The 14884-nt window shown below is 41.6% G+C and carries 12 protein-coding genes; 8 read left to right on the top strand and 4 right to left on the bottom strand.

The genetic code is table 11. The annotated features are described in order from the left end of the window. From LGZ99_RS06900 to LGZ99_RS06880, 5 genes are all read left to right on the top strand, one after another. On the top strand, positions 1 to 1541 hold a 1541-nt coding region (locus LGZ99_RS06900; RefSeq protein WP_262978975.1), incomplete at its 5' end, for a DNA translocase FtsK. Between the two features lie 71 nt (positions 1542 to 1612). Continuing rightward, on the top strand, positions 1613 to 2224 hold the full coding sequence (gene lolA / locus LGZ99_RS06895; protein ID WP_031280830.1) for an outer membrane lipoprotein periplasmic chaperone LolA: 612 nt from the start codon (positions 1613 to 1615) through the stop codon (positions 2222 to 2224). An 8-nt stretch (positions 2225 to 2232) separates the two neighbouring features. Beyond that, on the top strand, positions 2233 to 3576 hold the full coding sequence (locus LGZ99_RS06890; protein WP_262978974.1) for a replication-associated recombination protein A: 1344 nt from the start codon (positions 2233 to 2235) through the stop codon (positions 3574 to 3576). A gap of 104 nt (positions 3577 to 3680) precedes the next feature. Next, positions 3681 to 4970 (top strand): serine--tRNA ligase, encoded by a 1290-nt coding sequence (serS, locus tag LGZ99_RS06885; protein ID WP_021325210.1) that lies wholly within the window; start codon positions 3681 to 3683, stop codon positions 4968 to 4970. Positions 4971 to 5221: 251 nt separating this feature from the next. Next, on the top strand, positions 5222 to 5782 hold the full coding sequence (locus tag LGZ99_RS06880; protein ID WP_036838106.1) for a rhomboid family intramembrane serine protease: 561 nt from the start codon (positions 5222 to 5224) through the stop codon (positions 5780 to 5782). A 593-nt stretch (positions 5783 to 6375) separates the two neighbouring features. Here the strand turns inward: LGZ99_RS06880 and LGZ99_RS06875 are convergent. From LGZ99_RS06875 to arsH, 4 genes are all read right to left on the bottom strand, one after another. Then, the gene (locus LGZ99_RS06875) at positions 6376 to 7176 is read right to left on the bottom strand and encodes a BPSS1780 family membrane protein (RefSeq protein WP_036838104.1); all 801 of its coding nucleotides are present in this window, start codon (positions 7174 to 7176) and stop codon (positions 6376 to 6378) included. A gap of 445 nt (positions 7177 to 7621) precedes the next feature. Then, a complete protein-coding gene (locus LGZ99_RS06870; RefSeq protein WP_036838101.1) occupies positions 7622 to 9082 on the bottom strand; it encodes a carboxypeptidase M32 in 1461 nt (486 codons plus the stop codon). Further along, positions 9079 to 10242, bottom strand: coding sequence for an outer membrane protein assembly factor BamB family protein (locus tag LGZ99_RS06865; RefSeq protein WP_036838099.1), 1164 nt, complete (start codon positions 10240 to 10242; stop codon positions 9079 to 9081). The genes LGZ99_RS06870 and LGZ99_RS06865 overlap by 4 nt, the downstream gene beginning before the upstream one ends. A gap of 184 nt (positions 10243 to 10426) precedes the next feature. Beyond that, the gene (gene arsH, locus LGZ99_RS06860; RefSeq protein ID WP_036838155.1) at positions 10427 to 11086 is read right to left on the bottom strand and encodes an arsenical resistance protein ArsH; all 660 of its coding nucleotides are present in this window, start codon (positions 11084 to 11086) and stop codon (positions 10427 to 10429) included. 915 nt (positions 11087 to 12001) lie between these two features. Between arsH and LGZ99_RS06855 the strand changes: the two genes are divergently transcribed. The 3 genes from LGZ99_RS06855 to LGZ99_RS06845 all read left to right on the top strand — a co-directional run bounded on the left by LGZ99_RS06855 (position 12002) and on the right by LGZ99_RS06845 (position 14874). Beyond that, a complete protein-coding gene (locus LGZ99_RS06855) occupies positions 12002 to 13252 on the top strand; it encodes a tetratricopeptide repeat protein (RefSeq protein ID WP_036838096.1) in 1251 nt (416 codons plus the stop codon). Continuing rightward, positions 13249 to 13674 (top strand): VOC family protein, encoded by a 426-nt coding sequence (locus LGZ99_RS06850; RefSeq protein ID WP_036838094.1) that lies wholly within the window; start codon positions 13249 to 13251, stop codon positions 13672 to 13674. Before LGZ99_RS06855 ends, LGZ99_RS06850 begins: the two co-directional genes overlap by 4 nt. Positions 13675 to 13833: 159 nt before the next feature. Next, entirely contained in the window at positions 13834 to 14874 is a 1041-nt protein-coding gene (locus LGZ99_RS06845; RefSeq protein WP_036838092.1) for a TauD/TfdA family dioxygenase, read from the top strand. Positions 14875 to 14884: the final 10 nt, after the last annotated feature.

The raw sequence follows: 14884 nt of genomic DNA, 5'->3' as shown, positions 1-14884 counted from the left end.
ATAGCTTGTTTCATCCATTTCTGGTTCGTAATGATCAGCCGTTACCAAAACCAACGACGCCAATGCCTTCGCTCGATCTGTTAGCCAGCCCTTTAGCAGAAGAAGAACCGGTTGATATGTTTGCTCTTGAGCAGACTTCCCGTTTAATTGAAGCGCGTTTGAGTGATTATCGGGTTAAAGCTGATGTGGTTGGTTTCTCGCCAGGTCCGGTGATTACCCGGTTTGAACTGGATTTGGCTCCAGGTGTTAAAGCATCACGAATTTCTAACTTATCAAGAGACTTAGCACGTTCGTTATCTGCGGTCGCTGTGCGTATTGTTGAAGTGATTCCAGGTAAACCTTATGTCGGTTTGGAATTGCCGAATAGAAAACGTCAGACGGTCTATTTGCGCGAAGTATTAGATTGCGAAAAGTTTCGCGATAATCCATCACCACTGACAATTGTATTGGGTAAAGATATTGGTGGTCAGCCGGTTGTCGCTGATTTAGGTAAAATGCCTCACTTGCTGGTGGCGGGTACGACCGGTTCAGGTAAATCTGTTGGGGTCAACGCGATGATCCTCAGCATCCTCTATAAAGCAAAACCGGAGGATGTCCGCTTTATCATGATTGACCCGAAAATGCTGGAGTTGTCGGTTTATAAAGGCATTCCGCATCTGTTGACTGAAGTTGTCACTGATATGAAAGACGCGGCAAATGCACTGCGCTGGTGTGTTAGTGAAATGGAACGTCGTTATAAACTGATGTCCGCGTTGGGTGTACGTAATCTGGCTGGTTATAACGAAAAAGTTAAACAGGCGGAAGAGATGGGTCGTCCAATTCCTCATCCATTCTGGAAACCTGGCGACAGCATGGATATCACTCATCCTGTGCTGAAAAAAGAGCCTTATATTGTTGTTATGGTAGATGAATTTGCTGACCTGATGATGACAGTTGGCAAAAAAGTAGAAGAGTTGATTGCCCGCTTGGCGCAGAAAGCCCGGGCTGCCGGTATTCATTTAGTTCTGGCGACCCAACGTCCATCTGTCGATATTATTACCGGCCTGATTAAAGCTAACATTCCAACCCGTATTGCCTTTACGGTTTCCAGCAAGATTGATTCCCGAACGATCCTTGATCAAAGCGGTGCTGAATCTCTTTTGGGAATGGGGGACATGCTTTATTTAGCACCAAACTCCTCTATCCCGGTGCGTGTTCACGGTGCATTTGTCCGGGATCAGGAAGTTCATGAAGTGGTTAATGATTGGAAAGCCCGTGGTCGTCCTGAGTACGTTGACAGTATCCTCAGTGGTGGTGATGATGCTGAAGGTGGATTGGGTCTTGACAGTGATGAAGAACTGGATGCCCTGTTCGATCAGGCAGTTGAATTTATTACTGAAAAACGGCGGGTTTCGATTTCTGGTGTACAGCGCCAGTTCCGTATTGGTTATAACCGTGCTGCGCGGATTGTGGAGCAAATGGAAGCACAGCAGATTGTCAGTGCTCCAGGCCATAATGGCAATCGTGAAGTATTGGCGCCACCGCCACATGAGCGCGGATAATTAATTTTAAACGCGGGAAATTCCGATAATAAATACACCGGGTAATAATGCTGAGTAAAGGTATTTCTTACATGAAGAAGCTAATATTGATGGGTTGTTTGATGGCTGGCATGGGTATCAGTTCTGCATGGGCAAATGCCAGCCAGGATTTGCAGGAACGTTTGGGCAAAGTAAATAGTTTTCATGCCAGCTTTACTCAAACAGTAACCAGTGATGATGGTGCAACAATTCAGGAAGGTGAAGGGCAATTGTGGGTTAAACGCCCAAACTTGTTTAACTGGCATATGACATCACCTGATGAAAGTGTTCTGGTATCGGATGGTAAAACGTTGTGGTTCTATAATCCGTTTGTTGAGCAGGTAACAGCCAACTGGCTGAAAGATGCCACCGGCAACACGCCGTTTATGCTTATTACCCGTAATGATGCTAAAGACTGGTCTCAATATAAAATCAGCCAGAAAGGGAATGATTTTGAGCTGACACCGAATAATATCAATGGCAATTTAAAACGCTTTTTTATTACTGTAACGACTGATGGCACTATTCAGAAATTTTCGGCTGTTGAGCAGGATGGACAAAAAAGTATCTATCAATTAAAAGGGCAGCAAAATACCCATGTGGATGCGACAAAGTTCAGTTTTACGTTACCGAAAGGCGTCACGCTGGATGATCAGCGCCAGTGAGGTTTTAAGTGAATAACCTGTCACTCGATTTTTCACAAAATGAATTCCAGCCACTGGCCGCGCGTATGCGGCCGGTGACATTAGAGCAATATATCGGCCAGCAGCATTTACTGGCTGAAGGAAAACCATTGCCAAGAGCTATTCGGGCGGGGCAACTGCACTCCATGATTTTATGGGGGCCGCCTGGAACGGGGAAAACAACATTAGCTGAAATTATTGGACATTATGCGCAGGCGGATATTGAACGAATATCTGCGGTCACTTCCGGTATTAAAGAGATACGTGAATCTATTGAAAAAGCGCGGCAAAACCGGAATGCAGGGCGTAGAACTATTTTGTTTGTTGATGAAGTACATCGTTTTAACAAAAGCCAGCAGGATGCTTTTTTACCACATATCGAAGATGGCACGATTACCTTTATTGGTGCTACGACAGAAAACCCCTCTTTTGAATTGAATTCCGCATTACTCTCACGGGCGCGTGTTTATCTGCTTAAGTCATTGACGATAGAAGAGATTGAACAAGTGCTTGATCAAGCCATGAAGGATAAAGAGCGTGGTTATCATGGTCAGGATATTGTTTTGCCGGAAAACATTCGTCACATGGTTGCAGAGCTGGTTTCCGGTGATGCCCGTCGTTCACTGAATCTGCTGGAAATGATGGCGGATATGGCAGAAACCAATACTCAGGGACAACGGGTTTTGACACTCGAGCTATTGAACGAAGTCAGTGGAGAGCGCAGTGCCCGTTTTGATAATAAAGGTGATCGTTATTACGATTTAATTTCAGCATTACATAAATCTGTGCGTGGCTCTGCGCCTGACGCTGCGCTTTACTGGTATGCCCGGATTATTACTGCTGGTGGCGATCCGTTATATGTTGCCCGCCGTTTACTGGCTATTGCTTCGGAAGATGTTGGCAATGCGGATCCCAGGGCAATGCAGGTTGCCATTGCCGCATGGGATTGTTTTACCCGGGTTGGGCCAGCGGAAGGTGAAAGGGCAATTGCTCAGGCGATTGTTTATCTTGCCTGTGCACCGAAAAGCAATGCTGTTTATACCGCGTTTAAAGCAGCGCTGGCTGATGCAAAGGAAAAGCCTGACTATGATGTTCCTGCACATTTGCGTAATGCGCCGACAAAATTGATGAAAGAGATGGGGCTTGGTGAAGAATATCGCTATGCTCATGACGAACCTAACGCTTACGCTGCCGGTGAAGTTTATTTTCCGCCTGAAATGCGGGAAACCCGCTATTATCACCCGGCTAACAGAGGTTTAGAAGGCAAAATAGGTGATAAACTCGCCTGGCTTGCTGAACAGGATCAAAATAGCCCGATAAAACGCTATCGCTAATGTTGCTGTTGCGGTAAGGTTGACGGGTAAAAATATCTTATGGCCCATAAACTTGTGGGTCTATTCACATCATCTAACTTAATAACGACAAGCACAGGACAAGCATGCTCGATCCAAACATACTGCGTAATGAGCTAGACGCAGTCGCCGAAAAACTGGCTCGCAGGGGTTATACCCTTGACGTGGATACGCTGCGCAAACAAGAAGAGCGCCGCAAAGTTTTACAAGTTGAAACTGAAACCCTGCAAGCAGAACGTAATTCCCGATCGAAAGCTATTGGTGCGGCAAAATCCCGTGGTGAAGACATTGATCCGTTACGTCAGGAAGTGAACCAGTTAGGTGAGAAGTTGGATACAGCGAAATCCGAACTGGAAAAACTTCAGGCTGAAATCCGCGATTTGGTGTTAAGTATTCCTAACATGCCAGATGACTCTGCACCAATAGGTAAAGACGAGAATGACAATTTGGAAGTGAGTCGCTGGGGTGAACCACGTAAATATGATTTTGAAATCAAAGATCATGTTTCATTAGGTGAACTGGCGAATGGTCTGGATTTTGCCGCTGCCGTTAAACTGACCGGTTCGCGCTTTGTGGTGATGAAAGGGCAGATTGCCCGTCTGCATCGTGCTTTGGCGCAATTTATGTTGAATCTTCACACCGAGCAGCATGGTTATCTGGAAACCTACGTTCCTTATCTGGTTAACCATGACACTTTATATGGTACAGGTCAGTTGCCTAAATTTGGTGAAGATCTTTTCCATACCAAGCCCTTGGAAGAGGAAACAGCGAACCATTACGCACTGATCCCGACGGCTGAAGTGCCGGTAACCAACCTGGTTCGTGGTGAAATTCTGGATGAAAGCGAATTACCACTGAAAATGACAGCGCATACACCTTGCTTCCGTTCAGAAGCGGGTTCTTATGGCCGTGACACCCGTGGCCTGATCAGGATGCACCAGTTTGATAAGGTTGAATTGGTCCAGATTGTTCATCCTGACGAATCAATGAATACGCTTGAAGAGCTGACTGGTCATGCAGAGAAAGTATTGCAATTACTTAACCTCCCTTATCGTAAGGTCTTACTGTGTACGGGTGATATGGGCTTTGGTGCATGTAAAACTTACGATCTGGAAGTGTGGTTACCGGCGCAGAACACTTACCGTGAAATCTCTTCCTGTTCTAACATGTGGGATTTCCAGGCCCGCCGTATGCAGGCGCGTTTCCGTGGCAAAGACGATAAGAAGACTCAGCTGCTTCATACCCTGAATGGTTCTGGTTTGGCTGTTGGCCGTACTTTGGTTGCTGTTATGGAAAACTATCAGCAAGCAGATGGCCGCATTGAAATTCCAGAAGTATTACGTCCATATATGGGCGGTTTAGAATATATTGGCTGATTATTATTGTATTAATGAAAAGCGCCAGTTTGGCGCTTTTTTAAGGACACAACGCTAATAAATTATCACTTTGATATATGGTTTTTTAATGACTAAACCAAATTTATTGTGCCAAAACCGAATTTAGCTCTCACCTCAAAATTGTTAAATTCCAAACTTTCAGGATATGGTGGTGTCAACTTTGATCGTAACACCTTTATTTGAGATCAAAATTCGTTCTGACTTCCAATGAATGATAAGGCAACAACCCAGTGAAAATAGGGCTAAAACAACACCTTCGTATTCTAATAGGATTAGCAGTAATACTGATCATAACCCAATTGCTTGATACTTTAACCGGTAGCGCACTAAGTAATTTCGGTATCATTCCCCGATATGCTCAAGGATTAATTGGCATTCCACTGTCGCCATTCCTACATGGTAACTGGGAGAACTTATTTAGCAATCTCCCCGTATTATTAGTACTGAGTGCGTTACTTATGACACACTCCATTCGTTATTATGTGCAGGCCAGCCTGTTTATTATCTTTACGGAAGGAACATTAGTCTGGTTATTTGGGCGCACTGCTATTCATATTGGTGCTAGTGGATGGATTTTTGGTCTGTGGGGATTGTTGCTGGCTAACGCCTTTTTCCTGAGAAGAGCAAAAGATTTCTTCTTTGCGATTCTGGTATTTGTGTACTACGGTGGGATCGTATTTGGCCTGTTGCCGTGGCAAGAGGATATTTCAACGGAAGGACATATTTTTGGCGCGATATCTGGGCTGATTTTCTCTTGGCTGTCAAAGAAATGGGTAATAACGGGCCATTAGTGTTATGATATTGGGGATAGTAGATTATCCCCATTTCAGATACTCATTAATATAAACAGTAAAAAAATAGACTTAGTTACCTTTATTCTACGAATAAATTACCATTCAAAGTAGAATGACAACTTGGGATATTTAGGAATACAATATTGCGACTTTTAATCATGATCTCATTTCTGAATTAAGAGTCGTATTCTATATCATTCAACAGAGTTCAATTTAACTCTGTTTCGAACAGCTCAATGAGCTTTATATTTATGAAACAAGATCTTATATTTATGCTTTTAAAAAAAGCAAATAATATATAACCACTGATTTTTGGATTTCGTATGGTTATGTCCATTTCAACAAAAGATCAATTTCGTGTCGGAAAAAGGAGAGTTCAGTACCTCAATAACCAGTTCAATAGCCCCTGCTGGAGTATAAAATAATCCAGAGAAGGGGGGATTCTCTGAATTATTTCAACGATACGGAGTTGTTCAAGGTATCTTAACCGAACAGCATTACCTTTTAAGGAGGTGTTCTTTTACATTTCTATTATTTACTCATTTACTGAAAATCAAATTGCTAGATTTGGTAAAGAATAGATATAGCTTTTAGCTAACTAAAATGGATGATTTTTCCTTACTGATAAAAATGCTGCGGTAAGATGAATAATAGCTAGCCAAAATTAACGGCATAGAGATTAAAAGACCTAAGCCGAAAGGGATTATGGAGATTATGAGTATTACTGCCATAATGGTAAAGAATAAGAAACCGGACAGTAAATTCTTTTTCACGGCTTCTAAACTCATTGATACGGCAGCACCAAATTTCAAATTATGGAGGACGATTAATGCTGGTGCAAACCAGGTTAAAGCAGCAGTAATAATACAGAAAATTATTAGAACAAAGGCTCCAAGAAATAACGAGGACATGCTGTTTTGGAGAATTTCAACTGAGGGTTCACCATATTGGCTGGCTAATGGGAGATGTATCATTGCACTACCGCCGATAATAAACATTGCGATAATGCCAAGGATCATAATACCAAATGACAAAGCACCAACGCCAAGCAGCGCGGCAAAATTTTTCTGGAATCCATTGAACAACAGTCCTAGCTCAAATTTTCCGGTAGTTCTTTGCTTCTCACACAGGACAATAATACCGCCAAGAAATACTGGATTCAGAATCCCGGCAAATAGCCCAATGAGAGGAATAAGCTGGAGAACAGACACAATAGTTAAATAGACAATGTTAAGCAGTATCCACATACCCAATTTACTTTTGACGAGACTCCATGCCTGACCAATCCATTTTACCCCATTTTCCCCGCTGAGGGACTGACCACCAGCAATAAATACCTCCTGATTATCAGATATTGCTTGGGAATTAAAACTTAGGTTTTTATTATCCATGTATTTTTCCAATTTCATTGTTGATTTATATTAAATAGCTTTTTCTGTCTGTACCTCAAGAACTCCAGTCAGCTGGAGAAAGCCGGCAGGTATATTATATTAATTTTATTAATCGACAAGTACTAAATAGGAGTAATAAGCCAAAAATATTGGTTGATTTCTATTCAATGCATAGCTGAATATTTTTAACTGTACAAAAATATCCCAAAGTAACCTAAATAGCTAAGTTATCTCTGTAATATATTGCTGTTTTTTATATAGCCTAATTAATGCTTATATTTTAGATGATTTTAGATGACCAAAATATTATTTTGATAATTCTTTTTAACAAAAAACATGAGTAGCATACATGAATCAGTAAATTGGTATTACCATTATAAGAAGGACATGTGCAACTATATTGCTACGGGGCGTGTGACCCCCCGTCGCTATAAAGTATGTTTAACTATTTCAATCGTCTCTCTAAATTTTTGATAAAATCGTCTGCACTAAGTTTTACTCCACAGGAAGCTATTATCAGTTCATCGAATTCGTGGTAACAACCTTGCCTATAGATTTTTTTGTCTAACCATTGGAGTAAACTGCTAAACTTTCCCCTAGAGAGTTCCATTTCAATTGATGGGTTTTTCCGAGCTTTGTTGAATAATTGCGCGGAAATAACTGCGCCCATGAGGTAGCATGGAAAGTACCCAAAATAACCGACAGCCCAGTGGATATCTTGCCAGGGGCCTTCATGAGGTGATGGGCTGATATCAAGATATAACTCGAATAATTCTTGCCATCTGCTTTTGAGCTGTTTTGTAGAAAGTTCGCCTGAGAGTAGTTCTTTTTCGATTTTATAGCGTATAAGAATATGTGCGGGGTAGGTGAAATCATCAGCTGTAACTCGGATACCATCCGTATGGATTGTGTTGAAGTGTTCACACAACCGCTCCTTGTTGAAATAATCAACATGGTCGAAGTTATTTTCCAACTGTTTGGCCAAATATCCTAAGTAGGCGTCGGAGTGACCGACCTGTCTTTCGAATAGCAGAGCTAGACTTTCATGAATACACATTCCCCTAGAGTCACTGACCGGTTGCCCAAGGTGCTGTTTTGGAAGTCGTGCTTCGTACGACGCATGGCCTGTCTCATGCATAAGAGCTGAAATGCTCAAAAGTATGTTTTCTGGTTTGAAATAGCTGCAAACCCTGATGTCGCCTGTTAGGCCTCCAGTGAAAGGATGACGGCTTTCATCCAGCCTTCCGGTGTTAAAATCAAATTCCATGTTTACCATTAAGGTGTTGGCAAATTTCTTTTGTTGGTTCTTACTTATTCTTGGCCAGATGTTTTGTTGTTTTGGTGAACCTTTTATTGTGGCGACCAAGCTTGAGGTGAATGGTTCTATTTTACTGAAAATAGCATCGACCGATTCAGCTCTCAGACCTGGTTGATGCTGTTCTAGTAAAGCATCATATGAGCTTATCCCAAGTTTTTCTCCAAGGGAAGATGCCATTTCCCGTGTCAGCGCTAGCAGCTCCTCAAAGTTTTGCTCAAGAGACGGTTGACTTGTTTCATTAGCCTGGGCATACCACGCCTCTTCGCATTTTACAGCTGCTCGGGTGAGCCTACTGGTTAATGCAGGGGAGGTTGCGATAGCCATGATATGCAAACGATGTATTTCTCTGATGTTGGCTTTTTGCCAATCATTTAGAACGGTGATGTCGATGCGATCCAGAAGTTCCGCTACCTCCTGGCTTGCGATTATCTCATGTTGCATAGTACTGAGTACTGACATTTGCTCTGCTCTCAGTGAATGGCTTCCTTTAGGCATCATTGTGGCTTTGTCCCAGTTTAAGATTGCATAGGCACCATACAATGAGCTCCATTTAAACATTAGGTTAGTTAGTTGCTGATAATCGTTCATTCGTATACCTCAGGCCATCTATAGAAATAGACTCTGTTCCAGTGGGAACCTACGATAAGCTGACCTTGCTCTGTAATAAGAGGAGCTGAGTGTATGCCTGTGGGAGCAGTGATTTTCCAGCGCAGGCTTCCATGTTGATGATCATAGCAATGTACAGCTTCATCAATATGTGTGGGGTTATCAGTGGTACCGACAAATATAGGGTCACCATTAGGTAGCGTAGAAAAGGGAGTGTATACAAAGCGCGCTCCTACTTCGGATTTCCATATGACTTCAGTACTCTGTAAATTTACCCCATAAATATAGCGATCATCACTTCCTATAGTTGCAATATGATCATACCCAACTGATGGGCATGATACTATGAAGCCACCGGTCTCATGGATAGCGCGTATGGTTCCTGTTCTCGAGTTAAAAACAACGATTTGACCGTTTTCTTCGGTCCCAATAACACCTGTTTCAATGCTATAATCTAATGCTGCACTGCCCTCAAAACGTCCTTCGTTTTCAATTTCCCATACCGTATTTCCGGTTTTATCTATACAAACTAATGTCTTGTTCGTTCCAAAGATAATATTGCCTTCGACTGTCAGGGCGGGGGAACTATATATATCGTCTACAACATCTTCTTCAAACATGCGTTTCCAGACTAGTTTTCCACTTTTTGCATTCAACGCATACATACTGTGATCATAGCTTCCAGCGTAAACTAGCCCGTTCTTTTCATCCAATGTTGGGGTGGAATGGAATACATCATTAGCTTTGAATTGCCATAGGCAGAGTCCATTTGAAGAAACCATTCTAAGCGTTGCATCCTCCCCACCGATTATGAAATCACCTCTCGTTGTCACTGCGGGGGAGCTATAAATCGGCCCAGCTGTCTGTAATCGCCAATTTTGTTTTAACGTTTTGGTATCGTAGCAATATATATATCCGTCATAGCAACTGATAATTACACAGTTGTTGCTAATAATTGTAGGAATACTCCAGATTCGTTCGCTGAACTCCAATTCTCCATAGAGCACAGGGGGCTTAGTATAATCATGTCGGATAGATGTCCATTTCTTTTTGAAGCTTCGGAGGGATTGTTTGTTTTTATACCAAGTGGTGCTTAAATGTGAATTGAACGCGGCAAGAGAGTGCTTTGTTTTTAGTGTCATTGCTCTTCCTCAATTGTGAACACAACTCTGGATGTAATAGGCCACAAGAATTCCTGTTTTGATCAATGAAGCTTAAGCATAGTTGATGTATAAGCGTTTAGCCATTATCTCAGGTCGATCACATTAACAGGTTTGCAGGATCTAAGTACAATAGGTTTTTGATTCGCTTTGATAGCTTACTTATCTACAGGTCACGCTCTGAATACCGATTCAAAAGGTAATTCTGCCGGCCACGTAGCAGGAGTGTGAATTTGATGAGCTCCTCCATAACATCCACAAGCCGGTTGTAGTAAGAAGAGGGCCTCATGCGGCCAGTATCGTCAAACTCTAGAAAGGCTTCGGGTACCGATAATTGATTAGGGATAATGAACATACGCATACATCTCCCTACCGTTCGCAACTGGTTCACTACGTTGAACGATTGAGCTCCGCCATTAACCTGAAGTAAGGCCAATGTCTTACCTTGTGTAAAGTGCAGCTCGGGAACCCAGTCAAGCTGGGATTTGAACACTGCACTCATCGATCCATGGTATTCTGGAGAACACCACACTTGCCCTTCTGACCATTGCATAAGCTCATGCAGTTCTACCACTTTTTCATGGGTATCGGGTGTAATATCCGGCAAGGGTAAACTGGACGGATCAAAAATCTTAATTTCAGCGCCTATTTGCTCAAGTAGGAGTGCGGATTCTTGAACCAGTAATCGGCTAAAAGAAGGCTGACGATTCGAACCATATAGAAGTAAGATCCGTGGGTTATGTGAGGAAAAGTTCTGTACTTCCAATTTCTCTAGAGAAGGGATATCCAAAAGTTTGTGAATAATATTTGGTAAAGTATCGGTCATATAATTCTCCAAAGATCAGATGTTGTCATGCCCAAAACTGTTGGAACCTCTTGCGCTCACAATGAGGATTGTTCAAAAGTCTCTGGGCTAAGTTCATTGATATAGCCGTGGTGACTATGTTTCTTTTGGGTGAAATTCCTTTGTTCCAATAATTTTAATGCATATTCTCTCCTTCCAAATGGGAAATACATCACAGATAAATAGTTCACATAATGTATTAAACGGGAAAATTCTTCGCTTTGCATATGGCTTAAGAGATAGAATAGCAAGACTATTGACTATTTAAAATAAATGTATGGCAATATTATCAGGATGTTAATTTAGTATGTGAATCTACCTAATCAATTTATTGAAAATATAATTATATTTTGATAAATTTGGGTGATCATATATTTTCAGTAAATACAGTAAGCTAGCTCAATAGAGGTAAGAAAATAAATTTGACAAAAGGTGTCCTATAAATAGGATTTTTGGTAAAATTCCTTTGTTAAATAATTGGTTGCAGGTATTTTCTTGATGTTTTTAATTTTATGGTTTTATTTTTATTTAAAATAAAACGATTATGGAAATCAATTAACTTGACATAAAAATAACTGCGTAGATATATTTAATTAACTCTTGTCTTTTCCAAGAGTATGAAGTTATGAGTAATGTGTGACGTTTGGCATAATCTTGGCAATGTTCTGTTTCTGACTGTTATGTTTGTTAGCAGAATAATCATGCCAGAAATAAAATACTAATTTAATGGAGTATGCTGATATGATTAATTTTACAAGTATTGAGTTGCGTATCGAACCTGCGATGTTCTGTTTTTAAATTATTTAGAATATTGTAAGTAGAAAGTCAGAGCGAGCGATTAAAGCGTTCGCTCGCCATTTCCGAAACTATCAAACAGCGAAGTGTCCGGAGAAAAATATGAGTTCTGAATCTCAATCTTTAATTGAGGCAACGCTGTATTATAATAGAACTGGTGTAAGGGAAAGTATCTGGTCTAAAGCGACTTGCTTGGCGCTGACTCATCATAATTTTGATATGAATGGATATGTCATCACTCAGGCTTTGGAACCTTCATGTCTCAAGGAGGTTTCTAATACGGTCAATATTCCCTACACGATGGTCGAAAATTTCACATACCCATGTAAAGGTCCTGGTAATGCCTTACAATGGTTACTTTCTATGAGACCCAACCTGCCAGACATACAAAAACTGAACTTGGCTAGAGCTTTGATCACCACTGCACGATACCGCTTGTCCCAAGAGATATTGGCCGAGATTAATAGCCAAAAACTTTACCCTGAACAGCGAATGACTTATCTGATAACGCGATTTATTGCCGACAATCGTTTGGGAATACATGCTAATCATACCCATTTATTTGAAAATGTAAGAACTATTATTGAGACCGAAAAAATTTCTGAAGAAAGTATACTTGAAGTAACTTCATTAGCGATTGTTTGGTACTTGAAGACCAAAGCGATAGATCCTGTTGCCTATAAATGGTTTGAAGCATGTGGAAGATGCGTTGCCGAGAGCATACTTGAGCGTGAAACATTTAAAGCAAAATTGGCGCTCTCATCGTTTTATCGTGCTTATGCTATGGTTCCAGCATCCGTTAGTAACCCATCTGCAACTCGCACACTTATGCTGAAGGCACAACACGTTGCTGAAAGTCTTGAACCTCAGAATGATCTGGAGGAGGTGTTGGCTGCTACTGCGAAAAAGACTGTTCTAGAGTCTTCTATTAAGGAGATGCTTTATGTTAGTCAGAATTTCGATGCAGCTGAACAATATGGCTTAAAACTCATATCGTTGGACCCACATTGGTCTATCAATTATCAAGAGCTTGCCGAAGTCTATATTAAAAAAAGTGAATATGAAAAGGCTCTTGAACAGTACAATAATGCTAAACACATTGGGTTACCCAGAGCTACCTTAACTGAATATATGATTGGTGTATGTCATGCTTATCTTGGCGACTCGACCGCAGCAATAGATGCTTTCAAGAGTGTTTTACAAGCTGACGTGACAAATATATCGGCTGGTTTGTCTGGCTACAAGGTCGCTTCTAAGAACGATCTCTCGTCTAAAGAATACTTTCGCGATTTTCTTGAGCGTTGGGATGAGCAAGGCCTTCTTACCAAAGAGCACAAGGAGATGATGCTATGAATTCCATAGTACAACAGATCAACACTATCAAGGTGACACGATTCGACCATATACAAATGGAAGTATCTAACCTTGAAGAAAGTATCCGCTTCTATGAGGATGTGTTTGGATTCAAGAAGAAGGAAGCAGGTCTGAGGAGAATGGTTCGTTGGGTAATAATGGGTAACGAAAGCAAACTATATTTGTGTATGCATGAGTATGCAGATCGAGCTGGTATTGAAAATACGGGTCTGGAGATTACTCATGTGGGATTCATCGTAGAAGATTTCTCCTCGGTTGTGCAGAAATTGAAAGTGCATGGTGTAACGCTACCGGATGGGGAGATGATTCAATACCATTCTTCTCGATCTGTTTATTTTCTCGACCCCAACGGTTACAAAATAGAAATCTCCGAATTCGATGGAGGCGGTATCGATAGCTAACTGTGGATCAACTGCTAGATATAGATAGCCGGAGAATATGGACGATAACGAAGAATAATTTCGTTGCGTGAAAAAGTGCTACTAAGTTCGACTTTCTCAAGGCTTCTATAAAATCGGTAAAGGTTATATTACCAATATCAAATCTTGAAAGAGGAAACTATGCTGGGTGAAGACAGAGTGGGAGTAAGGCCTACAGGTTGGAAAGTGGACGATAGCATACATGCTCGATGTGTGATTCAACTAGATCCAGCCCATACTGAAGAATTGTTGGCAGAGCTGTCGGGTTCGCCAGTTAGACTACTTAACGGGTTGACTACTCAAGAGAATTCGGGTGGTGAAGTTGGTGAATTAATGGAAAGTGTGTACGAGCGTGTCAAAAGTGGAGATGGGCTTGTTATCTTGAAGGGAATCTCTGTTGCTGGCTTGGACGAGAATGAGTTAGGAGATAGTTTTTTACAGCTCTGTAGCCGAATGGGTAAGCCTGTTTCTCAGAGCGTGATGGGGGATATAATCGGCCGGGTTGAAGATATGACTCACATGGACCCTGACGCCAGGGGATATAGGAATCGTGAAGAGTTGGTAATGCATACGGATCAGCCAGATGTGGTTTGTATGTTATGTGTCAGGAAAGCTAAGCAAGGAGGTTATAGCAAATTTGCGAGCGCGTTAGCTCTTCATGATGCCATCAAGAAAAGTCGACCAGACTTGCTGCCAGCATTATACACTGGTTATCCCTACCACCGGCTCAATGAGCATCCTCTAGGAGCGAGTGAAATAACCGAATACAATGTACCGGTATTTTCCGAATGTAACGGGGATATTAGCATTCGATACCTGAGGTTTAACATGTTTGCCGCTGCGTTTGCTCGGGGCGAGAAAATCCCAGCCAAGCTGCGAGAAGCTGTCGACTATCTTGATGAGTTGGCAACATCTTCTGCTTTTTGCTGGATTACATCTCTTGAGGAAGGCGACATGGTTTTCTTCAACAATTATCTATGCCTGCACTCTCGCACAGCATTCGAAGATAATGATGATTCTAAGAATAAACGGCTGATGTACAGAGTTTGGCTTGAATGTGAAAACTTTCGGTCTATACGTCCTGAACTTGCTGTTCATCCTGAAGGTGGTGGTGGGCGGGGAGGAATAACGCCTCAAGTTGGTAAGCGACCTGTCTTCGACTATGATTTCGACTGGGACTAAAAAATATACT

Origin of the sequence: Photorhabdus temperata (assembly GCF_025384845.1) — a bacterium.
Lineage (GTDB): Bacteria > Pseudomonadota > Gammaproteobacteria > Enterobacterales > Enterobacteriaceae > Photorhabdus > Photorhabdus temperata.
This window is presented reverse-complemented; position numbering and strand designations above follow the sequence as displayed.

What these genes read in the sequence shown, in the direction of transcription:
- lolA (WP_031280830.1), top strand. Translation starts at nt 1,613, where the DNA reads ATGAAGAAGCTAATATTGATGGGTTGTTTGATGGCTGGCATGGGTATC.
- serS (WP_021325210.1), top strand. Translation starts at nt 3,681, where the DNA reads ATGCTCGATCCAAACATACTGCGTAATGAGCTAGACGCAGTCGCCGAA.
- LGZ99_RS06875 (WP_036838104.1), bottom strand. Translation starts at nt 7,176, where the DNA reads ATGGATAATAAAAACCTAAGTTTTAATTCCCAAGCAATATCTGATAAT.
- LGZ99_RS06870 (WP_036838101.1), bottom strand. Translation starts at nt 9,082, where the DNA reads ATGAACGATTATCAGCAACTAACTAACCTAATGTTTAAATGGAGCTCA.
- LGZ99_RS06865 (WP_036838099.1), bottom strand. Translation starts at nt 10,242, where the DNA reads ATGACACTAAAAACAAAGCACTCTCTTGCCGCGTTCAATTCACATTTA.
- arsH (WP_036838155.1), bottom strand. Translation starts at nt 11,086, where the DNA reads ATGACCGATACTTTACCAAATATTATTCACAAACTTTTGGATATCCCT.
- LGZ99_RS06855 (WP_036838096.1), top strand. Translation starts at nt 12,002, where the DNA reads ATGAGTTCTGAATCTCAATCTTTAATTGAGGCAACGCTGTATTATAAT.
- LGZ99_RS06850 (WP_036838094.1), top strand. Translation starts at nt 13,249, where the DNA reads ATGAATTCCATAGTACAACAGATCAACACTATCAAGGTGACACGATTC.
- LGZ99_RS06845 (WP_036838092.1), top strand. Translation starts at nt 13,834, where the DNA reads ATGCTGGGTGAAGACAGAGTGGGAGTAAGGCCTACAGGTTGGAAAGTG.